This is a genomic window from Aeromonas sp. PS2Canimalfood6, from assembly GCF_048276795.1.
In the GTDB taxonomy this organism is placed as follows: Bacteria; Pseudomonadota; Gammaproteobacteria; order Enterobacterales; family Aeromonadaceae; genus Aeromonas; species Aeromonas caviae.
This window is the reverse complement of the sequence record NZ_JBLUXC010000027.1, coordinates 21,750-44,154: the sequence shown is the minus strand read 5'-3', so window position 1 is coordinate 44,154 and position 22,405 is coordinate 21,750. Positions and strand designations below refer to the sequence as shown.

21 protein-coding genes and 1 pseudogene are annotated in these 22,405 nt (G+C 62.8%); 10 read left to right on the top strand and 12 right to left on the bottom strand.

What is annotated here, in order from left to right; genetic code table 11:
• Window positions 1-12 precede the first annotated feature (12 nt).
• The 6 genes from cyoE to ACNPAA_RS12430 form a co-directional block, all read right to left on the bottom strand.
• Window positions 13-906 (bottom strand): heme o synthase, encoded by an 894-nt coding sequence (cyoE, locus tag ACNPAA_RS12455; protein WP_010673685.1) that lies wholly within the window; start codon window positions 904-906, stop codon window positions 13-15.
• Between the two features lie 8 nt (window positions 907-914).
• Window positions 915-1,244 (bottom strand): cytochrome o ubiquinol oxidase subunit IV, encoded by a 330-nt coding sequence (locus ACNPAA_RS12450; protein WP_010673684.1) that lies wholly within the window; start codon window positions 1,242-1,244, stop codon window positions 915-917.
• Window positions 1,245-1,940, bottom strand: coding sequence for a cytochrome o ubiquinol oxidase subunit III (locus tag ACNPAA_RS12445; RefSeq protein WP_080560441.1), 696 nt, complete (start codon window positions 1,938-1,940; stop codon window positions 1,245-1,247).
• Complete coding sequence (cyoB, locus tag ACNPAA_RS12440) at window positions 1,861-3,837, bottom strand: cytochrome o ubiquinol oxidase subunit I (protein ID WP_041211612.1); 1,977 nt, start codon at window positions 3,835-3,837, stop codon at window positions 1,861-1,863. The genes ACNPAA_RS12445 and cyoB overlap by 80 nt, the downstream gene beginning before the upstream one ends.
• 3 nt (window positions 3,838-3,840) lie before the next feature.
• Window positions 3,841-4,929, bottom strand: coding sequence for a cytochrome o ubiquinol oxidase subunit II (gene cyoA / locus ACNPAA_RS12435; RefSeq protein ID WP_080767819.1), 1,089 nt, complete (start codon window positions 4,927-4,929; stop codon window positions 3,841-3,843).
• A 507-nt stretch (window positions 4,930-5,436) separates the two neighbouring features.
• On the bottom strand, window positions 5,437-5,880 hold the full coding sequence (locus ACNPAA_RS12430) for a carboxymuconolactone decarboxylase family protein (RefSeq protein WP_109422028.1): 444 nt from the start codon (window positions 5,878-5,880) through the stop codon (window positions 5,437-5,439).
• Window positions 5,881-5,999: 119 nt separating this feature from the next.
• Here ACNPAA_RS12430 and ACNPAA_RS12425 point away from each other — a divergent pair, with 119 nt between their 5' ends.
• Entirely contained in the window at window positions 6,000-6,908 is a 909-nt protein-coding gene (locus ACNPAA_RS12425; protein ID WP_113978021.1) for a LysR family transcriptional regulator, read from the top strand.
• Window positions 6,909-6,998: 90 nt separating this feature from the next.
• Here ACNPAA_RS12425 and ACNPAA_RS12420 read toward each other — a convergent pair whose 3' ends face one another.
• From ACNPAA_RS12420 to ACNPAA_RS12410, 3 genes are all read right to left on the bottom strand, one after another.
• A complete protein-coding gene (locus ACNPAA_RS12420) occupies window positions 6,999-7,328 on the bottom strand; it encodes a DUF3634 family protein (protein WP_039039207.1) in 330 nt (109 codons plus the stop codon).
• A gap of 95 nt (window positions 7,329-7,423) precedes the next feature.
• A complete protein-coding gene (locus ACNPAA_RS12415) occupies window positions 7,424-8,395 on the bottom strand; it encodes a nucleoside hydrolase (RefSeq protein ID WP_113978020.1) in 972 nt (323 codons plus the stop codon).
• Between the two features lie 131 nt (window positions 8,396-8,526).
• Complete coding sequence (locus tag ACNPAA_RS12410; RefSeq protein ID WP_042014216.1) at window positions 8,527-8,826, bottom strand: DUF3861 domain-containing protein; 300 nt, start codon at window positions 8,824-8,826, stop codon at window positions 8,527-8,529.
• Between the two features lie 81 nt (window positions 8,827-8,907).
• Here ACNPAA_RS12410 and ACNPAA_RS12405 point away from each other — a divergent pair, with 81 nt between their 5' ends.
• Together ACNPAA_RS12405 and ACNPAA_RS12400 are read left to right on the top strand one after the other, a co-directional pair.
• Window positions 8,908-9,330 carry a MarR family winged helix-turn-helix transcriptional regulator gene (locus ACNPAA_RS12405; protein ID WP_113978018.1) on the top strand — a complete coding sequence of 141 codons (423 nt, stop codon included), beginning with the start codon at window positions 8,908-8,910 and terminating at the stop codon, window positions 9,328-9,330.
• A gap of 129 nt (window positions 9,331-9,459) precedes the next feature.
• The gene (locus ACNPAA_RS12400; RefSeq protein WP_029314060.1) at window positions 9,460-10,029 is read left to right on the top strand and encodes a HutD family protein; all 570 of its coding nucleotides are present in this window, start codon (window positions 9,460-9,462) and stop codon (window positions 10,027-10,029) included.
• Here the strand turns inward: ACNPAA_RS12400 and ACNPAA_RS12395 are convergent.
• Both ACNPAA_RS12395 and azu read right to left on the bottom strand, forming a co-directional pair.
• On the bottom strand, window positions 10,026-10,229 hold the full coding sequence (locus ACNPAA_RS12395) for a hypothetical protein (protein ID WP_109422024.1): 204 nt from the start codon (window positions 10,227-10,229) through the stop codon (window positions 10,026-10,028). The two genes, ACNPAA_RS12400 and ACNPAA_RS12395, sit on opposite strands and share 4 nt — an antisense overlap.
• A 181-nt stretch (window positions 10,230-10,410) precedes the next feature.
• The gene (gene azu / locus ACNPAA_RS12390) at window positions 10,411-10,851 is read right to left on the bottom strand and encodes an azurin (RefSeq protein WP_043155526.1); all 441 of its coding nucleotides are present in this window, start codon (window positions 10,849-10,851) and stop codon (window positions 10,411-10,413) included.
• Window positions 10,852-11,150: 299 nt separating this feature from the next.
• Here azu and ACNPAA_RS12385 point away from each other — a divergent pair, with 299 nt between their 5' ends.
• Window positions 11,151-12,194 carry an FAD:protein FMN transferase gene (locus tag ACNPAA_RS12385; protein WP_109422023.1) on the top strand — a complete coding sequence of 348 codons (1,044 nt, stop codon included), beginning with the start codon at window positions 11,151-11,153 and terminating at the stop codon, window positions 12,192-12,194.
• A gap of 41 nt (window positions 12,195-12,235) precedes the next feature.
• Here ACNPAA_RS12385 and ACNPAA_RS12380 read toward each other — a convergent pair whose 3' ends face one another.
• A complete protein-coding gene (locus tag ACNPAA_RS12380) occupies window positions 12,236-12,661 on the bottom strand; it encodes an Hsp20/alpha crystallin family protein (RefSeq protein ID WP_109422022.1) in 426 nt (141 codons plus the stop codon).
• Window positions 12,662-12,931: 270 nt separating this feature from the next.
• Between ACNPAA_RS12380 and ACNPAA_RS12375 the strand changes: the two are divergent.
• From ACNPAA_RS12375 to ACNPAA_RS12350, 6 genes and pseudogenes are all read left to right on the top strand, one after another.
• Window positions 12,932-14,577 (top strand): annotated as a pseudogene (locus ACNPAA_RS12375) (tetratricopeptide repeat protein).
• A 60-nt stretch (window positions 14,578-14,637) separates the two neighbouring features.
• Window positions 14,638-15,600, top strand: coding sequence for an ion channel (locus ACNPAA_RS12370; RefSeq protein WP_109422021.1), 963 nt, complete (start codon window positions 14,638-14,640; stop codon window positions 15,598-15,600).
• Between the two features lie 252 nt (window positions 15,601-15,852).
• The gene (xthA, locus tag ACNPAA_RS12365; RefSeq protein ID WP_109422020.1) at window positions 15,853-16,659 is read left to right on the top strand and encodes an exodeoxyribonuclease III; all 807 of its coding nucleotides are present in this window, start codon (window positions 15,853-15,855) and stop codon (window positions 16,657-16,659) included.
• 185 nt (window positions 16,660-16,844) lie between these two features.
• On the top strand, window positions 16,845-17,345 hold the full coding sequence (locus ACNPAA_RS12360) for a hypothetical protein (RefSeq protein ID WP_109422019.1): 501 nt from the start codon (window positions 16,845-16,847) through the stop codon (window positions 17,343-17,345).
• Between the two features lie 290 nt (window positions 17,346-17,635).
• A complete protein-coding gene (locus ACNPAA_RS12355) occupies window positions 17,636-19,153 on the top strand; it encodes an efflux RND transporter periplasmic adaptor subunit (protein ID WP_052815049.1) in 1,518 nt (505 codons plus the stop codon).
• A gap of 73 nt (window positions 19,154-19,226) precedes the next feature.
• Window positions 19,227-22,376 (top strand): efflux RND transporter permease subunit, encoded by a 3,150-nt coding sequence (locus ACNPAA_RS12350; RefSeq protein WP_052815048.1) that lies wholly within the window; start codon window positions 19,227-19,229, stop codon window positions 22,374-22,376.
• The last annotated feature ends 29 nt before the right edge of the window (window positions 22,377-22,405 follow it).

The window sequence follows — 22,405 nt, the reverse complement described above, 5'->3', positions numbered from 1 at the left end:
CAGTTCACACTATCAGGGCAGCATGCTCACCAGTACCGGCGCTGCGTCCGGCTGGAAGTCCACCGACATCATCACGCTCAGGCAAGTAATGGTGACGATGGAGAACATGAACAGCTTGCGCGCCCAGAGGGAGTCGTCCACCGCCGCCTTGTAGCCCGACAGCGCCATCCCCAGCCACCAGACGCTCACCGCGGTGGCCACCACCAGATACTTGTACCCGGCGTAGCCGCCGAGGAACAGCATCAGGGTCGGCACCATGAACGCCAGGATGTAGAGGGTGATGTGGAGCTTGGCCACCGGGATCCCCTTCACCACCGGCAGCACCGGGATGTTGGCAGCCTGGTAGTCCTTGAAGCGGAAGATGGCGATCGCATAGGAGTGCGGCATCTGCCACAGGCTGAAGATCGCCAGCAGGATCAGGGCCCCCGAGTCGAACTGCCCGCTCACCGCGCAGTAGCCGATGACCGGCGGCGCGGCGCCGGAGAGGCTGCCGACCAGGGTGCCATAGACCGAGTGGCGCTTCATGTAGAGGCTGTAGACCCCCACATAAACCAGGAAGCCCAGCACCGCCAGCAAGGCGGCCAACGGATTGGCCGCAAAGTAGAGCAGTGCAATGCCCGCAACGCCCAGCGCCGTCGCATACCAGAGGGAGACACCGGGGGCGATGAGCCCCCGCACCAGGGCGCGGTTCTTGGTGCGCTCCATGATGCAGTCGATGTCCCGGTCGATGTAGTTGTTGAACACGCAACCGGAGGCCACCACCAGTGACACCCCCACCATGGTCAGGATGAACAGGGGCACATCCAGGCTCCCCTTCGAGGCCAGCAGGAATCCCCCGATAACCGAGATGAGGTTGCCGAAGATGATGCCCGGCTTGGTCACTTGCAGGTATTGCTTCATCATCATCAACCCGCTCAGTGAACCATCATGTTGATGTTGAGGTTGTACATGATCCACAGGGAACCCACGACCACGATGGCGATGATGAGCACGGTAAAGACCAGTGCCACCAGGTTCCAGCGCTCCTCGGAGGAGGTGTTCATGTGCAGGAAGTAGACCAGGTGTACGAAGATCTGCACCACCGCCATGGCCACCACGGTGCCGAGCACCACGGCGTGGGAGGCGGAGCCGTCCATCACCATCCAGAACGGCACGGCGGTCAGGATGAGTGACAGCACGAAGCCGATCATGTAGGACTTGACGCTGCCGTGGCTGGCGCCGTGATTGTCAACGGAATGACTCATTTACATGACCCCCATCAGATAGACCACGGTGAAGACGCAGATCCATACCACGTCGAGGAAGTGCCAGAACAGGCTCAGGCACATCAGGCGAGTGCGGTTGCGCTCGGTCAGCCCCTTCTTGGTGATCGACACCATCATCACGATGATCCAGACCAGGCCGCTGGTCACGTGGATACCATGGGTCCCCACCAGGGTGAAGAAGGCAGAGAGGAAGCCGCTGCGATCCGGGCCCGCCTCGTGCACGATCAGGTGATGGAACTCGTAGATTTCCATCGCGATGAAGCCGGCACCCAGCAGGAAGGTGACGAACAGCCAGGTGTTGACCGCCGCGACCTTGTTCTTGTTCATGGCCAGCATGCCGAACCCGAAGGTGATGGAGCTCAGCAGCAGCAGCATGGTTTCGGCGAACACGAACGGCAGTTCGAAGATGTCCTTGCCGGTGGGGCCACCGGCAGTGCCGTTGACCAGGACCGCATAGGTCGCGAACAGGGTCGCGAACAGGATGCAGTCACTCATCAGGTAGATCCAGAAACCGAATACCTTGGTGGCACCGGCATCGTGGTGCCCATCCTCATGGGCACCGTGAGAGTGATGTAGTACGTCAGTCGCCATGGAATTAAGCCACCTTGTTGATGTTGTCGAAATGCTGACCTTCGATGCGCTCGATCTCGTCAACCTGTACGTAGTAGTCCACATCGTCGTTGAAGCTGTGGATGATCCAGGTGGCGATCATGCCGATGAAGCCGGCGATGGCCATCCACCAGATGTGCCAGATCATGGCAAAGCCGAACACCACGCTGAAGGCGGCGATGATGACACCGGCACCGGAGTTCTTCGGCATGTGGATGGGGGCATACTGGGCAGGCTTCTTGTAAGCGCTGCCGTCAGCCTTGGCTTCCCAGAAGGCGTCCAGACCGGTGACCTTCGGCTCGATGGCGAAGTTGTAGAACGGCGGCGGAGAGGACGTCGCCCACTCCAGGGTACGGCCACCCCAGGGATCGCCGGTCAGGTCGCGGTTCTTCTCGCGGTCGCGGATGCTGACCACGATCTGGATGACCTGGCACAGCACGCCCAGGGCAATCAGACCGGCGCCGCAGGCGGCGACCACCAGCCAGCCGTGGAACTCGGGATCGATGTTCTGGCTGACACGACGGGTCATGCCCATGAAGCCCAGCACGTAGAGCGGCATGAAGGCCACGAAGAAGCCGGTGATCCAGCACCAGAAGGCACGCTTGCCCCAGACGTCATCCAGCTTGAAGCCGAACGCTTTCGGGAACCAGTAGGTGATACCGGCGAAGCAGCCGAACACCACGCCGCCGATGATGACGTTGTGGAAGTGGGCGATGAGGAACAGGCTGTTGTGCAGCACGAAGTTGGCGGCCGGCACGGAGAGCAGTACCCCGGTCATGCCACCCACGGTGAAGGTGATGATGAAGCCGACGGTCCACAGCATGGGCGAGGTGAACTCGATGCGACCGCGGTACATGGTGAACAGCCAGTTGAAGATCTTCACCCCGGTCGGGATGGAGATGATCATGGTGGTGATGCCGAAGAAGGCATTCACGTTGGCGCCGGACCCCATGGTGAAGAAGTGGTGCAGCCAGACGATGAACGACAGCACGGTGATCGCCACGGTTGCCCACACCAGGGAGGTGTAACCGAACAGCTTCTTCTTACAGAAGGTCGCCACCACTTCGGAGAAGATCCCGAACACCGGCAGCACCAGGATGTACACCTCGGGGTGACCCCAGGCCCAGATCAGGTTGATGTACATCATCATGTTGCCACCCATGTCATTGGTAAAGAAATGGGTACCCAGGTAGCGGTCTGCGGTGAGCAGGGCGATGGTGACGGTCAGGATCGGGAAGGAGGCGATGATCAGGATGTTGGCACACAGGGCGGTCCAGGTGAAGACCGGCAGGCGCATCATGGTCATGCCAGGGGCACGCATGCGGATGATGGTGGCGAAGAAGTTCACGCCGGTCAGCAGGGTCCCCAGACCCGAAATCTGCAGACTCCATATCCAGTAATCGACCCCGACCCCGGGACTGAACTCCAGCCCCGACAAGGGCGGATAGGCCAGCCAGCCGGTCTGGGCGAATTCACCGACCCCGAGGGAGACGTTGATCAGCACCACGGCCGCGGCGGTGAACCAGAAGCTCAGGTTGTTCAGGAAGGGGAAGGCCACGTCACGGGCACCGATTTGCAGCGGCACCACGATGTTCATCAGACCGATCACCAGCGGCATGGCCACGAAGAAGATCATGATGACGCCGTGGGCGGTGAAAATCTGGTCGTAGTGATGGGCGTTCAGGTAGCCTTCGCCACCCCCGGAGGCGATGACCTGCTGGCCACGCATCAGCACGGCGTCGGCAAAGCCACGCAGCAGCATGACCATGCCCAGAATGAGATACATGATACCGAGGCGTTTGTGGTCGACCGAGGTCAGCCACTCTTTCCACAGATATTGCCACTTGCCGTAGTAAGTGATGAGACCGGCGATGGCCAGGCCCCCCAGAATGATACCGGCTATCGTGACCATGATGATGGGTTCATGGTACGGAATAGCCTCGAGTGTCAATTTTCCAAACATCGATTATTCCTCGGATCCTGCTTTCACACTCTTGTCGGCCGACATGGCCATGTGTCCGGCATGGGCGTCATGGTTCATGGCCTGGTTCTCCATGGCGTCCTCTTGCGAGGCCTCATGGTTCATCCCTTCATGGTCCATGGCACCCGCTTTCGGGGCGGCGTCATGGTTCATGGCCTCGTGGTTCATGCCCTCGTGATCCGCGGAGCCCGCAGCCGGGGTGGCGTGACCACCATGGGACATGCCGCCCATGAACTTGTTGATGATGTTGACGAACAGCTTGGGATCGGCGCTGGCGAAGTACTCCACCGGGTGGTTTTCGCTCTTCTTGGCCAGGGCATTGAACTCATCCATGGTGCTCAGGGCCTTGGAAGAGGCCTTCACCTTGGCTACCCAGGCGTCGAAACCGGCTTGATCCTGGGTCGCGATGGCCTTGAACTTCATGCCGGAGAAACCGGCACCGCTGTAACCGCCGGAGATGCCCTTGTACTCGCCCGCTTCGTTGGCGATCAGGTGCAGCTTGGTCTGCATGCCCGCCATGGCGTAGATCTGGCCGCCCAGTTGCGGGATGAAGAAGGAGTTCATCACGGTGTCGGAGGTCACCCGGAAGTTGACCGGGGTGTTGACCGGGAAGGCCAGCTCGTTGACCGACGCAATGCCCAGCTCCGGATAGACGAACAACCACTTCCAGTCCAGGGAAATGACATCCACCTGAACCGGTTTGACGTCCGATTCCAGCGGCTTGTAAGGGTCGAGGGAGTGGGAAGTTTTCCAGGTGATCACCGCCAGGATGACGATGATGATGACGGGTACAGTCCAGACGACTGCCTCAATCTTGTTGGAGTGGGCCCAGTCCGGCGCATAGGTGGCACTGGTGTTGGACGCCCGGTATTTGTAGGCGAACGCCACCGCCATGACAATCACGGGCACCACCACGATCAGCATCAAGCCGAGTGCGGTGAGTATCAGTGACTTCTGCTCCATACCGACCTGCCCCTTGGGGCTCATCAGTGCCATGTCGCAGCCACTCAGCAAGCTGGCGGTCGCGAGCAGCAGCAAAGCGCCCAAGCCCCTCTTCACATCAAAGAGTCTCATGCAATGTCCTCATCTTTTGAAGGCTTATTGGTATAAAAAAATGCAGCATTTTATTGCATCAGACCGGCATGTGAACAACATGAAAAATTAATCCCAAAAATGTTCAAAAGGTGATGGAAAGCGGTATCAGATGTTAATCCCTTGACAATGACCAATTTATTCAAGTTACACCGCGGCAATTCATCTTCCGTTAATCTCTCGCGCCACCAAAAGTGACCACCAATTAACCAAAAAGATCCATCTGGTCTGTTTTTAACCCGCCATTGCGATCAAAAAAGAGCCATACAGCCCCTTTTCGACTCACAGGTCATTTCTCCACACCTTGATCTGGATGGGTATTTTTCGGGGAAGATTAAAAAAATAATTAATCAAACGAATGTATGATTAACTTCCCGCCCCCCGACAACGGTCGCAACCCCTGGCGCCAGAAGGCACACTTCGTAACAAAACGGGCCCTTGTGCGGGCCCGTTGACAATCGTTTTCTCTCCCTCCCTCGAGGTCCGGTGTCAGGAGTGATCGTGTTCCATCCGGGTCGCCACGGCGATCCGGTTCCAGGCGTTGATGGTGACCACCTGCATCAGACACTGGGCCAGCAGGGTTTCCCCCAGTTGGGCCAGCGCCGCCTCATAGGTCTGCGCCGTGAGCCCCTTGTCGGCGATCAGGGTCACCTCGTCGGTCAGGGCCAGCACCGCCCGCTCCCGGGCGTCGAACAGCGGCGACTCCTGCCAGGCGGCCAGCGCCAGCAGACGCTGGGCGCTCTCCCCGTGCTTCATCGCCACGTCGGCGTGCATCTCGATGCAGTAGGCGCAGCCGTTGATCATGGAGGCGCGCAACTTGATGAGCTCCTTGAGCGACAGGGGAATGTCGGTGCCCCCGAGGTAGGACTCGAGGCCCATCATGGCCGAGACGGCGGCGGGCACCTGGTTGGCGAGCTGGATACGGTGTGACATGGCAAGACTCCTGTGATGGACCCCGGATGGGGCGGTGAGCTGATTGTTCACTTTTTCATTTTTGATTAGAATATCGTCATAACCTGCAACAGTTTTGCGTTTATCGCAAAGGTGAATCCATGCTGGATCGCATCCGCATCCTGGCCCAGGTGGTGGAATCGGGCAGTTTCTCCCGTGCCGCCCGCGCCCTCAACCAGGCCCCCTCCTCCGTGACCCGTGCCATCGACGCCCTGGAGCAGCAGCTCGGGATCCCGCTCTTCAAGCGCAGCACCCGCCAACTGGTGCTGACCGAGCAGGGCGCCTATTTTCTCGCCCGCTCCCTGCCCCTGCTGGAGGAGGCGGATCAGCTGGTGCAATCCCTGCAACCCCTCTCGGTGGCGCCAGAGGGGCCGCTGCGGGTCTCGGTGTTCGAGAGCTTCGGCGCGTCCTGGCTCTCTCCCCGCCTGCCCGACTTCCTCACCCGCTACCCCGGGGTGCGCCTGGAGGTTGCGCTGGACAACCGCATGGTGGATCTCGATGCCGAGAACGTGGACGTGGCGGTGCGCATCGGCAAGCCCGCCGACAGCAGCTTGCACACTCGCCATCTGCTCACCAACCGCTCGCTGCTGGTCGCCTCCCCCGCCTATCTGGCCCGCCATGGCGAACCCGCCCATCCCGCCGAGCTGGCCCACCACAACTGCCTCATTCGCGGCCATGGGCGCCAACGCCAGCACTGGTACTTCCAGCAGGGCACGGAGCGCGAGAAGGTGGCGGTGCAGGGCAACCTCGCCTCGGTCGGGGGCACGCCCCTGCTCTGCGCCGCCCTCGCGGGGTGCGGCGTGCTGCTGCTGTCGAGCTGGATGGTGCAGCAAAGCATCGATGAGGGCACCCTGCTGCCGCTGCTGCCAGAGTGGCTCGCCTCCCCCTGCGAGGATCGCCAGGACGAGATCCACGCGGTGTTTCGTGGCGGCCGCTTCCTCAAACCCCAGACCCGCGCCTTCATCGACTTTCTGGTCGAGGCGATCAGGCCCCTGCAAGGGCCGCGCTGACCGCAACAGGGCCTCCTGGCGAAGCGCTGAAAACGCAGACGCCGGGCACAGGGCCCGGCGTCTGGAAATGAGGGTCGCCACGGCGACCGCTCAGCGTGATTTTCGCCCGTCAGGGCTCGGAGAGAGCCCCCGGTAATCCCCGTAGGGGAAGATGTTGCGCAGGCGCTGGGCCACGGGCTCGGGGATGGAGCGGGAGAAGACCAGCCTCACCCCGTTGCCGTCCCGCAGGCCCAGGATGCGTCCGCGCACCGGCTCATGGTGCAGGATCTGGGTCGCCTGGGTCACAAAGCGCGGCGGCACCGAGCCACGCTTCACCACCACCTTGCCCGGCGCGAGCCGGACCTCGAACAGGGCGCCGCGCCCCAGCGTCATCAACCACCCGATCAGGGCTATCGCCACCAACAGAGACAACCAGGCCATTGCGTCTTCCTCCCGTCAACCCGATGTTCGCCAGTATAACCGGGGGCGCCTCACCATGACCCGGCCGCCATCACGCTTTCACTCACTGCCGGGCCTTATCGGCGCCCCTTGCCCCAGGCCACCAGGGTATCCCGATAGAGGGCGAGCAAGGCCTGATCCCGCACCGCGACCCCGACCTGCTGGGCCGGGCAGTCGGCCCACTCGTCATGGGGATGGCGGGTGTCGTCAAACTTCTGCAGGGTATGGCCGATGGCGGGCCCCTCGGTGATGACCCGCACCGGCCCCTTGCGCAGGGTGAACAGCGCAGGATCGATCACATAGGCGATGGCGGAGGGATCGTGCACATGGCACCCCGCCATGCCAATGCGCTCGGAATAGAAGCGCAGGTAGAAGCGGCTGACATCCCACAGGAAGCGGCCCGGCTCCCCCGCATCATCCCGCAGGGCATCCAGATAGTCGGCGGTGAAGATGCTCTGCTGGGTGACGTCGAGCCCGATGATCACCAGGGGCCAGGGGGCGGTGAAGACCCGGTCCGCCGCATCGGGATCGTCGTGGATATTGGCCTCGGCATAGGGGGTCACGTTGCCGCGATGGCCGTTGACGCCAAAGGCGCCGCCCATCACGACCACTTCTTTCACCAGGGCGGCTACCTCGGGGGCCGCCTCGAGCGCCAGCGCCAGGTTGGTGAGGGGCCCGATGGTCACCAGGGTGATCTCGCCGGGATGGGCCTTCACCGTCTCGACGATGTATTGCCAGGCCGGGCGGGGATCCGGGCTGAGGGTCACCTCCCCCGCCTGGACGTCGCCAAAGCCACTCGGGCCGTGCACCACTGTCGTCGGCCCCACGGGCTCGCGCAGCAGCGGCGCGGCGGCGCCCCGGGCCACGTCCGCCTTCATGCCATATTTTTGCTTGAGCCAGAGGGCGTTGCGGGTGCCGTTTTCGATGGTGGCATTGCCAAACACCGTGGTGATGGCGAGCAGGTCAATGGCGGGGTGCGCCTCGGCAAACAGAATGGCCATGGCATCGTCGATGCCGGGATCGGTATCCAGAATGATCTTGTGGGTCATGGGTCCTCCGTGAAACGAGCTGCCAGTGTAGCGGGCCGTCGCCGCTTTGACAGCACCGGGATCACAACCTCGGGGTTTCCTTTGCATCAGGCATGCTGGCGGGACCACTCGCCCTTTGAGTCAGGGCAGGGTCACTCGGAAGGGGCGACCACGGCCTCCTCTCCCCTGGCGGTGCGTTTCAGTTGCCCCATGAATTGCTTGAAATGGGGGAGAAACCCCTTGAACAACTCCTCTTTGCGATGCTGCATCATGACTTCGCCAAACAGCTTCAACCCGACGATAAACGCCTGATGTTCCTGCTCCGACATGGCCAGCTTCCCCTTGCTGAGCGCCAGGATGGCAAAGATGTCGTCGTGATTCTGGCAGTCGAACTGCAACGGGGGCACCTCGCGGTCCAGCGCCTGGACCTGTACACGATAAGTGTGTGGCATCTTTCATCTCCTCTCGGGCTGGGCTTTTGCCCATATGGTTGATAAAATCAATTAAACCCTTTTAAGTTGACTTTATCAACCATGAAGTTATCAAACCACCTCTTCCGGATCCTCGATCAGTACAAAATCGCCATGACGCAGCATTTCCGGGCACAGCAGATCGCCCTTAGCCCACTCCATTACAAGGTGCTGCAACTGATCCATGCGCTGGATCCCGCCACGCCGCAGCTCATCGCGCAGCGGTCGGGCCGCGACAAGGCGCAGGTGACGCGCCTGCTGCAGGAGATGGAGAAACAGGGGCTCATCGAGAAGCGGCCCCATCCCACTGACAGACGCAGCATCTGTCTGGCCTTGACCCCGCTGGCCTGCGAGCGGGTCAACCAGGGGGAGCAGCAGGCCGCACGGCTCGACGAACGGCTGTGTTCTCTGCTGACGCCGGCGGAGATAGCGCAGTTGCAGCAACTGCTGGACAAGATAGAAAAAGGGCTTGAGTCGACCGATTAGGGTCAGCGTCAGGGGGTCCGCTGCCTGATTTGTGGTCAACCAGCGCGGCCTGCGCTGGCGGCGCCTTGTGAGCCACTCCCGGAGATGGTATCACTGGCCCCACTCTCCCCTTCCCGCCGAGGCGCCATCGTGATCACCCTGATTAAAGAGTCCGACCAGTTGAAAATGCCCTGGAAGAACAGGCAGGGCACCACGGCCCAGATCCTGATCTCCCCCCCTGGTTCGACCCTGGACAAGCTCGACTTTGACTACCGGCTGAGCTCGGCCCCCATCAAGGAAGCGGGGAGTTTCTCCCGCTTTCCCGGCTACCAGCGCATCCTGCTGCCCGTCAGCGGTGCCGGTTTCGTGCTCAACGGCCACCCCTACGCCACCTTCGAGGCGGCCCACTTCAGCGGGGATGACGAGACCCGTTGCGAGCTGCTGAAAAAAGAGGTGACGGATCTCGGGCTCATCTACCACCCGGCGCGCATCAGTGCCAACGTGCGGGTGCTGAACCTGCCCTTCCCCCTCAGCCTCACCCTGGAGGCGGACAAGTGCTACCTCTGCCACCTGCTGGAGGGCCAGCTCACCGTGCAGGGACAGCAGGTCGCACCGGGCGAGACCCTGGTGGTGCAGGGGGAGGAGAGCATCCGCTTCGAGTGCGGCAAGAAGACCACCCTCGCCTTCTTTACCCTGCAGCCCAAGCAAGCCGCCGTTTAACGCCGGGGGGCACGGCCCCCGCTGTCGAGGCAGGCCTGCATGGTGTCATAGGGGGTATAGTGCCTGGTGCGGCTGTAGTAGGTGCTGCCCTTGGGGTGACAGATGCCGCTCCGGCTCTTCTTCACCGGGGGCTCGGCGGCCAGCGCCATGGCACACAACAGCATAAGGCAACAGCCAAGCATCCATTTCACTGCGTTCATTCTCTCTTTTCCGAAGGGGCGTAGGCGGGCCACTGGCCCATTTGCGGCCTATTCTACGCCGGTCATCTCCTTGCCACCCCAGACCAGATCATGAAAGCACCGCGACGCAGCGCAAGCGAAGACAAAAAAGCCGGGACACTCCCGGCTTTTGCTTGTACTGGCGGCGACACTGTCCTTGGCACTACCCCACCTTGAAGCTGCCCTTCATCAGGGCGAAGTGGCCCGGGAAGGAGCAGAAGAAGGTGAGATCCTTGCCCGCCAGGCCGTCGGTCTTGAAGGTGACGCTGGTGCTCTCGCCGCCCCCCACCAACTTGGTGTGGGCCAGGATCCTGGGGTCATCCTTGGGCAGGTAGTCGTGATCGACCCCGGCGCTCATGCCGGCGGTGGCGATAGCCTGATAGTCGGCGGTGTTGGCCAGCACCCAGTTGTGGCCCATGTTGGCCACCGGCAGCTTGCCCGTGTGATTGAGGGTCACCGTCACCTCCTTGCAGGTGGCCGGCACGCTCATCGCCGTCTGGTTGAACTGCATGGCGTCATTGCCTTCGATCACCAGTGCGCACTCGTCGGCCAGGACCGGGGTGGCAAGGGAGCCAAGAAGCAGCAGGGTTAACACCTTTTTCATCACGTTCTCCTTTGATTGACGAAGGATGACAGCACAGGCATCTCGCCCCCGTGGGTGCGACCCGCAAAGATGCTGTCAGGATCGATCTTCATTGTATTCAAATGTCACCGAAGGACGACCGCTTTTGGGCCAGCCTGCGGGCCCGGTCACTTCTTTTCTCCCGACCCCGGGCCCAAAGCGGGTTGATCAAATTCCCCTCCGGCTTAATTATTTGCGGCCATCCCGCCCACGGCCACTCGCCAACACCACAGCCGTTGGCTAAGCTGCTCCCCCGTCGATGACTCCCGCGAGAATGAGAGATGAAGTTCCCCTTTGCGCCTGCGCTGGCGCGCACCCTGCTGCTCTCCCTGATCCTGCTGCTTGGCGCCTGCCAGCCGGCCCCGACCCAGACCCGCATCCAGGGCAACACCATGGGCACCTATTATGCGGTGACCCTGAGCGACCCCTTCCCCGGCGGACAGGGGGCATTGCAACAGGAGGTGGAGGCGCTGCTGGCACGCCTGAACAAGGAGATCTCCACCTATGATCCGGGCTCCCTCATCTCCCGCTTCAATCAGGGAACGGGGCAGCACCCCCAGGTCATCCCGGCCACCATGGCGAAGATTGTGCAACAGGGCATTGACGCCGGGCACCTCACCCGGGGGGTTCTCGATGTCACCGTGGGGCCCCTGGTCAATCTGTGGGGATTCGGGCCGGACAAGCGCCCGGTCAGGCGGCCCGGCGCAGAGCAGATCGCCAAGGCGCGGGAGCGGGTCGGCATCGACAAGCTCACCCTGACCCCCGAGGGGGATCACTTCCTGCTCGGCAAGGCCATCCCAGACCTCTATCTGGATCTCTCCACCCTGGGCGAGGGGGCGGCCTCCGACGAGATAGCCGGGCTGCTGGAGCAAAAAGGGGTCCACAACTACCTCATCGAAGTGGCCGGGGCGGTGCGCAGCAAGGGGCACAACGACAAGGGCAATCCCTGGCGAGTGGCCATCGTCGAGCCCTCGGACAGACCGGGCGCCATCGAGGACGTGGTGACCCCGAGCGGCATGGCGGTGAGCACCGCCGGCAGCTATCGCAACTATTACGAGCTCGACGGCAAGCGCTACTCCCACATCATCGATCCTGCCACCGGCGAGCCCGTGACCCACAAGCTGGTCTCCGCCACCGTCATCACCCCCACGGCCCTGGAGGCCGATGCCCTCGACACCGCCCTCATGGTGATGGGCCCCGAGCGGGCGATGGCCTTTGCCAGGGAGCACAAGCTGGCGGTCTATCTCATCGAGAAGACCGCCACGGGCTTTGCCGCCAGACACACCCCCGAGTTTGCTCCCTATCTGGTGCGCAAGCAGCCCTGAATGACGAGGCCCCGCAGTGCGGGGCCTCGTTCACTGACCGCCTATTCGATGGGGATGCGGTGGGGCACGGGGCTGGCCGCCTGCTTGGGCAGGCGCAGGGTGAGGATGCCGTTGTCAAAGCGGGCGCTTACCTGCTCTGGCGACACCTCTACCGGCAGCTCGACGCTGCGCGACACGCTGCCATAGTAGCGCTCGCTGCGCAGGGCCCGTTCATCCTTGTTCTGGCTGTCAAACTGGCGGATCTCTGCCTTCAGGGTCACCAGCTTGCCGTGCACGTCCACGTGGATGTCCTCCTTCGCCACCCCGGGCAATTCCGCCTGCAGCAGGTAGTCATCCCCGCTCTCCCGCAGATCCAGCTTGATCTGGCCGGGCAACGGGTCCCCGTGCAGGGGGCGGATGTAGAAGCCGGAGGCCATGTCGTGGAACAGGTCATCAAACAGGCTGGTGCGACTCGGTAGCAAACTCATCTGATCCCTCCTTGTGAGCGGGCAAGGGAGCAGACGGGCACCCTGCCCCCTGCCGCCTCCCGCATGCTGACGCTCTTCAAGTCTAAAAACCGGGACAGCGCCTGCCAGTGCCAACTCGCTTTCCCTTGACCAGGATCAAAGGCAAGACACCCTTTTTTTCACCCAAGGTCTGCGGGAAAAACCGGGGGGCCTCCCCATGTGCAATTGCCTGCCTGCGGACTTTGGTGGCACACTTCTCCCACCAGCCCGTAGCGCCTTGATGCCAGACAGATGCAGACACCGGACTCCGTACCCGAGAAGAAACCCCAGCCCAAGCCCAAGCGCATCCTGCTGGTCAACGAACAGCGTTCCTTCCAGATGATGATGAAGGCGATGCTGATCAACATCGGTATCAACCGCATCACCTACACCAACTCCGCCGACGAGGCGCGCCGCCGCTGCCAGAAAGAGAGCTTCGACATCTATCTGCTCGACTATGAGCTGGGGGCGGGCGAGAACGGCCGCCAGTTGCTGGAAAGCCTGCGGGATCAGCAACTCATTCCGCCCCAAAGCGTGGTGATCATGGTCAGCAGCGACGGCTCCCGCGCCATGGTGCTGAGCGCGCTGGAAGCCGAGCCCGACGAATACCTGATGAAGCCCTTCTCCCAGGAGCAGTTCTCGTTTCGCCTCAAACGCGCCCTCGCCCGTCGCCAGGCACTGGAGAGCGTCTTCAGCGCCCTCACCCGGGACGATCTGCCCGCCCTGGTGGAGGCCTGTGCCAAACAGGCGGACGCGGTGCCCCGCTTTGCCAACTTCTGCCGCTGCCTGCAGGCCGACACCCAGCTCAAGCTGGGCCAGGCCAAGGAGGCCCGCAGCCTGATGCGCCAGCTGCTGGCGGGGCAGGAGAACAGCTGGGCTCGCCTCACCCTGGGCAAGGCGTGCCATACCCTGGGTCTGCACGAGGAGGCGGTGAGCCACCTGCAAGCCACCCTGAAACACACCCCCCTGATGGTGGAGGCTTACCTCTGGCTCGCGGAGTCCCTGCTGGCGCTGGGCAATGACGAGCAGGCCCAGCAGGAGCTGCGCCGGGCGGTGGACATCTCTCCCCAGTCGGTGCAGCTCTCCCGCCGTCTGGCGGAGGTGTGCCTGCAACGGCACGACTACGCCCAGGCCAAGGACGTGCTGCTCGCCCTCATCGACTTGTCGCGCAACTCGATCCACCGCACGCCGCATTATCTCGGGGCCTATATCCAGACCCTCACCTTGTACGCCCTCAACAGCAACGACGGCTACCACATCGCCAACCTGCAAAAGCAGGTGAACTCCGCCCTGTCGCGCATCCGCGACTCCCTGATGATGTCGGAGTTCAACTACCCGGTGTTCGAGCAGATCTGCCAGGCCCGGGTGCGCATCGCTCTGGGGGAGCTGCTCAAGGGCAAGAAGATGCTCTATCGCGCCAACCAGAACTGGCTGGACGAGCCCGCCACCATGCCTCCGGCTCTCCTTGGCGAGACCATACTCGCCCTCTATCAGCTCGGGGAGTTCGAGTACGCCGAGAGCCTGCAACCCCTGCTGGCGGAGGATGAGGATCGGCTGCTCACCACCTGCATCCAGGTGACCCGGGATGACAAGACGGTGCAGGAGCGGCGCCAGCGCTATCAGCAGCTCAACGATCTGGGCATCAAGGCCTATCAGGCCGGGGAGCTGGAGCAGGCCCTAGGCCACTTTCGCGAGGCCCTGCGCGGGCGCCCGCCAATACCGGCGCCGCCCTCAACAAGATCCAGGTGCTGCTGCAACTCATGCAGAAGAACCGCAAGAGCCCGGAGTTTGGCGCCGAGTGCAAGGAGACCCTGGAGGTGCTGGAGGGCATCCCCCTCAACCCCGCCCAGCAGGAACGTTTTCGCAAGCTGCGCCAGGAATATCATCAGCACAGCTGATATCCCCCCTCCTCCCCTCACCTATGCTGATACTGACTCAGGGAAGGGAGGGGCAACACCATGGCAATGTGCCGATACCTGGTGGCCGATGGCCGCCACTGCACCGAAGAGGCAGGGGATCATGATCTCTGCCGCTGGCACGACCCCGCTGCGGCCCACAACACCCCTGATACCGCCGAGGCGCTGGAGCGCTATGTGCGCCAGGGAGGCCTGTGCCACGGCCTGCAACTGGCCCGCGCCGAGCTGGCGGATCTCAACCTGGTGAACAGGCAGGGTCCGGAGGGATTCTTGCTGGAGCAGTGCAACCTCTATCGCGCCAACCTGCGAGGTGCCCATCTCTACGGCATTCGCATCAAGGGCGGCAGCCTGATGAAGGCCGATCTGAGCGAAGCGAACCTCCACTGCGCCACCCTCGACGACGTCAACCTGCTCGGCATCCGCTGGAAGAACACCCGCCTCGACAACCTGGAGACGGGCAAGCGACTGATGCAGGACAGAAAGGGGCGCCGCGAGCGGGACCCGGCGCAGGCCCGCGTCTGGTTCAAGGAGGCGGAGGAGGCCTACCGAGATCTGCGCAAGGCCTCGGAGGCCCAGGGCATCTTCACCATGTCCGGTCGCTACATCCAGCAGGAGCTCACCATGCGCCGCCTGCAGATGCCGTTCTGGTCCTACCGCCGCTTCGCCTCCTGGATAGTGGATCTCTTCTGCGGTTACGGCGAGGCCCCCATGCGGGTGGTGCTCTTCTCCCTGCTGCTCATCGTCATCTGCAGCATTTTTTACTTCTTCTGCGGCCTCAACTTCGCGGGCACCCACCTCATCTATCGCCCGGACGCTCCTCTGGAGCAGAACGCCATCTTCCTGATGGAGTGCCTCTACTACAGCGTGGTGACCTTCACCACGCTGGGGTATGGGGACTTCACCCCGGTGGGGTTGTCGCGGATCTTCGCCGCCTTCGAAGCCTTTACCGGCAGCTTCACGCTTGCACTGTTCGTGGTGGTGTTTGTCAAGAAGATGACCCGCTAGAAACCTGTCCACGATCTTGCTGGGAAGCCGCTTCCAAGGCTCATGTGCTGCTCGCTTATGTGTCGCCAGGCGCTTCCATGTATACATATGCACTCAGGCTCCTCTGCTGCGCGTCACCTTGCTGACAGACTCTCGCGACAGATCGTGAACAGATTACCGAGCCGCTGCGCCAGTCACAGCCCCCGAACTTGCATCCATCGCGGATTCCTAGTCCAATAAGCGACGAACAAAAACGACATGAGCACCCCGAACATGAAGATCATCTCTTTCAATATCAATGGCCTGCGCGCCCGTCTTCATCAGTTGCAAGCCCTTATCGACAAGCACCAGCCGGATGTGATCGGCCTGCAGGAGATCAAGGTCCACGACGAGGCCTTCCCGGTGGCGGACGTGGAGGCCATGGGCTATCACGTGGAATTCCACGGCCAGAAGGGTCACTACGGGGTGGCCATCATGAGCAAGCAGAAGCCGCTCAAGGTGCAAAAAGGCTTTCCCACCGATGAGGAAGACGCCCAGCGCCGCATGATCATGGCCGACTTTAAGCGGGAAGATGGCTCCATCATCACAGTGATGAACGGCTATTTCCCGCAAGGGGAGAGCCTGGATCACGAGACCAAGTTCCCGGCCAAGCAGAAGTTCTATGAAGACCTGCAGCACTACCTCGAGACCCACCACAGCCCAGACGATCAGATAGCGCTGATCGGGGATATGAACATCTCCCCCACGGATCTCGACATCGGCATCGGCGAGGCGAATCGCAAGCGCTGGCTGCGGGATGGCAAGTGCTCCTTCCTGCCCATCGAGCGGGAGTGGATGGAACGGCTCAAGGGGTTCGGCCTGACCGACACCTTCCGCGCCGCCAACCCCACCGAGTGCGAGCGCTTCTCCTGGTTCGACTACCGCTCCAGGGGCTTTGACGAGAACCGGGGTCTGCGCATCGACCTCATCATGGCCTCCGACGCCCTCAAGGACAAGGTGACCGAGACCGGCATCGACTATGAGCTGCGCGGCATCGACAAGCCCTCCGATCACGCCCCCATCTGGACCTGCTTCGCCTGATCCCGGCCGTCGGGCTGCCCTGTCACTCCTGACCCTGAGCCCCCGCCACGCGGGGGCCTCTTCGTCAGCCAATCCGGCATTTCTTAATCCATATCAACTCTTTGGCAGATGGTACAGGGCGAACCTTGACCTTCTCCTATAGGTAAGGTTTACATTCATCCCATACGTCACAGGGAACCTGCACCATGTTGTCATCGAGATTGCCTACAGCGCTCATCGCCCGGCTATTGCTGGCGCTGGTGCTCGTCTGCAATCTCACCCTGTGCATCGGCTGGCATGGGGTGGCCACCGCCTTTCCGGGCGACGCATCCGGTCCCATCCTGACCCCGCCACAGCCCTCCCTGTCTCATGGGCTGCACCAGAGCGGGCCGGTACGGCACGCCGCCATGACCCCTGACCAGATCGACACCGCCTCCCTCTCCTGCCATTCGGGCACACTGAATGCGGGGACCCTGCCGGGGGATGAGTGTCAGATGCAGCCCGGCTTATCCGGCGCCGCCAGTGCGCCCCCCCTGCTCGGCATGCTGCTGTCACTGCTGTTGCTGCCCCTGCTGTTGCTCCCCTCTTCGTGGAGTATCGGCCCCCTGCTGGACAACTGGTTGCGGGATCCCTTCCTGCGCCTGCGTGGTACCCATCCCCCTTCCTGGCCCAGACGGCATCTGATGTTGTCCGTGCTGCGCCATTAGAAACCGCTTCTCCCGTTAGCCCGGGCGATGGTTCGCCATTGCAACAAGTGCCGTGCACCGGCCGACTCGTCGGCAGTGCTCCGTTTGCCGCCCAACCCGTTCGCTGTGATTCGAGTGTTGCGTGACGCAGGTGCGTGAATAACGCCTCTGCCCCGCCCCTGGACACGACGCTCATGCAGGAACCCGGTCAGGCGGCCTGATAGAAGAGAAGATGTAACCATGTCATCAGCCAAGATTTTCGCCGTTGCCGGCGCCCGCGCCTCCCGTTCGACTCGTGCCGGAGGCCTGCGATGAACAAGACCCTGATCCTGTCGACTCTGATGCTCGTCCTCGGGGCTGGCGGCGGTTACTGGGCCGCCACCAAGATGGGCGGCGCTACTACCGCCAAGGAGAAGGCCCCCCTCTACTGGGTCAATCCCATGGATCCCCGCGACAAGCGCGATGCCCCCGCCAAGGACAACATGGGGATGGACTTCATCCCCGTCTATGAAGAGAAACAGGGCGGCTCGCCGGGCACCGTTACCATCAGCCCCGAGATCCAGCAGAACCTGGGGGTGCGGCTGGCCAAGGTGGAAAAACTGCCCGTCCACCAGCAGATCGAGACGGTGGGCTATGTGGGATATGACGAGGAGCGCCTCGAAGCCATCAACTCCCGGATGGCGGGCTGGATCCGCAACCTCGCCATCAAGAACGAGGGGCAGCAGGTGGCCAGGGGCAGCTTCATCTACGATCTCTACGCCCCGGATCTGGTGAACGCCCAGCACGAGTACCTGCTGGCGCTCAATACCACCAACCCGCTGCTGCTGCGCGCCGCCGAAGGCAAGCTCAAGTCCCTGCAGGTACCGGCGGATCAGATAGCGGCCCTCAAGCGCACCCGCAAGGTGCAGGAGACGGTGCGCATCTATGCCCCGAGCAGCGGCTATGTCTCCGAGCTCAAGGTGCGTGAAGGCCAGTATGTGGAGCCCGCCGCCCCCCTCTTCAACATCAGTACCCTCAAGCAGGTGTGGGTGAGCGCCGAGGTGTTCGAGCGCCAGGCCGCCCAGATCAAGGTCGGCGATCCGGTCACCATGACCCTGGACTATGCCCCGGGCCGCCGCTGGCAGGGTCGGGTGGACTACCTCTACCCGACGCTCGATGCCAGTACCCGCACCCTGCGGGTCCGCCTGCGCTTCGACAACCCGGACGAGTTCCTGAAACCCAACATGTTCGCCAAGGTGAGCATCGGCACCGGCAAGGGGGAACCCCGCCTGGTGGTGCCGAGCGAAGCGGTGATCCGCACCGGCAGCCAGGACCGGCTGGTGCTGGCACTGGGGGATGGCAACTTCAAGTCGGTGGCCGTCACCCTGGGCCCCCAGTTTGGTGACAAGGTCGCCATCCAGGAGGGGGTCGAAGCCGGTGACAGCATCGTCAGCTCGGCCCAGTTCCTACTCGACTCAGAATCGGCCATCGATTCGGACTTCCAGCGCATGACGGCGGTGCGTCCCATGCAGGTGTGGACCCAGGGCCAGGTGCAGAACATCGATCTCGCCGGGCGTACCCTCGGCATCTCTCACCAGCCCATTCCCGAGTGGCAGTGGCCCGCCATGGAGATGGACTTCACCGTGGCCGACGGCGTGGACATCAGCCAGCTGAAACCGGATCAGACCCTGCATCTGCAGGTGGAGCAGGAGGGGGACGAGTACCGCATCATCCAGATCCATGTGGAAGACAAACCGGCAGCAGACGAGCCGATGAAAGAGGCCAAGGGCGAGATGCCAGGCATGGAAGGCATGGATCACAGCCAGCACCAGATGGGGGATAAATCATGATCCCGGCCATGCTTCGCTGCATTGAGCACAAACCCAATCGGCTGCCAGCCCACCGAATGAGAGGAGCCCAGTCATGATCCCTGCCATCATTCGCTGGTCCGTCGGCAACCGCTTCCTGGTGCTGCTGCTGACCGTCATGCTCACCGCCTGGGGCCTCTGGTCGGTCAAGCAGACCCCGGTGGACGCCCTGCCGGATCTCTCCGACGTCCAGGTGATCATCAAGACCTCCTACCCGGGCCAGGCGCCCCAGGTGGTGGAGGATCAGGTGACCTACCCCCTCACCACCGCCATGCTGGCGGTGCCGGGGGCCACCACGGTGCGCGGCTACTCCTTCTTCGGCGACTCCTTCGTCTATGTGCTGTTTGACGACGACACCGACCTCTACTGGGCCCGCGCCCGGGTGCTGGAGTATCTGAGCCAGGTGGCCCCCAATCTGCCCGCCGGGGCCCAGCCCCAGCTCGGGCCGGACGCCACCGGGGTGGGCTGGGTCTACCAGTACGCCCTGGTGGACAAGAGCGGCAAGCACGATCTCAGCGAGCTCACGTCACTGCAGAACTGGTTTCTGAAATACGAGCTGCAGACGGTGAACGGCGTATCCGAAGTCGCCACTGTGGGCGGCATGGTGCGCCAGTACCAGGTGCGGGTCGATCCGGACAAGCTGCGGGCCTACGGCATTCCGCTCTCCCTCATCGAGACCGCCATCAAGCAGGGCAACCAGGAGACCGGCGCCTCCGTCATCGAGATGGCGGAAGCGGAGTACATGGTTCGTTCGAATGGCTACCTCAAGAGCGTCGAGGATCTGAAGCAGATCCCGCTCGGCACCAATGTGCGGGGCGCCCCCCTGCTGCTGGGTGACGTGGCCGACGTGGTGACCGGTCCCCAGAGCCGGCGCGGTATCGCCGAGCTCAACGGCGAAGGGGAAGTGGTGGGCGGCATCATCGTCATGCGTTTTGGCGAGAATGCCCAGCACACCATCGACGGGGTCAAGGCACGGCTGGCCGAGCTCAAATCCAGCCTGCCCGACGGGGTGGAGATCGTCACCGTGTACGATCGATCCGACCTTATCCAGCGCGCCATCGACAACCTCTCCGCCAAGCTGGTGGAGGAGTTCGCCGTGGTGGTGCTGGTGTGTCTCGCCTTCCTGTTCCACCTGCGCTCGTCGCTGGTGGTGGTCATCACCCTCCCTATCGCGATTTTGACCGCCTTTATCGTGATGCACCTGCAGGGGATCAACGCCAACATCATGTCGCTGGGGGGCATCGCCATCGCCATCGGCGCCATGGTGGACGGCGCCATCGTGATGATAGAGAACGTCCACAAGCACATGGAGCGGGAGGCGCTCACCGACAAGAACCGCTGGCGGATCATCACGGAGGCGAGCATCGAGGTGGGGCCGGCGATTTTCTTCTCCCTGCTCATCATCACCATGAGCTTCCTGCCGGTGTTTGCCCTGGAGGCGCAGGAGGGACGGATGTTCCACCCGCTGGCCTACACCAAGACCTACGCCATGGCCGCCGCCGCCGCGCTCGCCATCACGCTGGTGCCGGTCATCATGGGCTATTTTATCCGCGGCAAGGTATTGCCCGAGCAGGCCAACCCCCTCAACCGTGGCTTGAGCCAGGCCTATGTGCCCCTGCTCAATGCCGTGCTGGCCCGCCCCAAGACCACCCTCGCCGCCGCCCTGGTGGTCACGGTCGCGGGTTTCTGGCCGCTCCAGCACCTGGGCTCCGAGTTCATACCGCCGCTCGATGAGGGGGACATCATGTACATGCCCACCACGGCGACCAACATCTCGGTGGGCAAGGCGCGGGAGATTTTGCAGCAGACCGACAAACTCATCCGCACCGTGCCCGAGGTACAGAACGTGTTCGGCAAGGCGGGGCGCGCCGACTCGGCCACCGACCCGGCGGATCTGGTGATGATGGAGACCAGCATCCAGCTCAAGCCCCGCGATCAGTGGCGTCCCGGCATGACCCCGGAGAAGCTGAAAGAAGAGCTCGACTCCCTCATCCGCTTCCCCGGCCTCACCAACGCCTGGGTGCCCCCCATCAAGACCCGTATCGACATGCTGGCCACCGGCATCAAGACCCCGGTGGGGATCAAGATCGCCGGCCCCGACCTCAAGGTGGTCCAGCAGATTGGCCAGCAACTCGAGCAAATTGTCGGCAAGGTGGAAGGCGCTGCCTCCGTCTACGCCGAGCGGGTGGCGGGCGGTCGCTACGTCAAGGTGGATATCGATCGGCTCAAGGCGGCCCGCTACGGCCTCAACATCGCCGACGTGCAGGCGGTGCTCGCCACCGCGGTGGGCGGCATGGACGTGGGGCAGACCATTGAGGGGCGCGAACGTTACCCCATCAACCTGCGCTATCCCCAGAGCTATCGCGATTCGGTGGCCAGCCTCGAACTGCTGCCCCTGGTCACCCCCAAGGGTGAGCGGATCGCCCTGGCGGACGTGGCCCGGGTCTACATCAGCGACGAGGCGCCCATGCTGCGCAGCGAAAACGCACGCCTCAACGGCTGGGTCTACGTGGACATCCGTGGCCGCGACATCGGCTCCTTTGTGGCAGAGGCCAAGGCCGAGGTGGACAAGCAGCTGGTGCTGCCACCGGGTTACGCCCTCACCTGGTCAGGTCAGTACGAATACATGGAGCGGGCCATGGAGCGCCTCACCTACGTGGTGCCCCTGACCCTCGCCATTATCGTGCTGCTGCTCTATCTCGCGTTTCACCGCTTCCAGGAGGTGCTGCTCATCCTCACCACCCTGCCGCTGGCGGTGGTCGGGGGGATCTGGGCCGTCTGGCTGCTCGACTTCAACCTCTCGGTGGGCGTCGGCGTCGGCTTCATCGCCCTGGCCGGGGTGGCCGTGGAGACGGGGGTGCTGATGCTGGTCTACCTCAACCACGCCTGGGACGATCTGGTGGCCAGCGGCAAACCGGACAAGGCCGGCCTGCACCAGGCGGTCATTCACGGCGCCGCCCTGCGCCTGCGCCCCAAGATGATGACGGTGGTCACCATCATCGCCGGCCTTCTGCCCATCATGTGGAGCCATGGCACCGGCTCGGAGGTGATGCAGCGAATCGCCGCCCCCATGATCGGCGGCATGGTGACGGCGCTGGTGCTGACCCTGCTGGTGCTGCCCGCCGCCTACTACCTGTGGCGCAGCCGCACCCTGAAAACCCTTGAACACACGACGTCGCAGACGGATACCCCGACTGCACCCTGATCAACCGGACAACACAAACAAGGAAACCA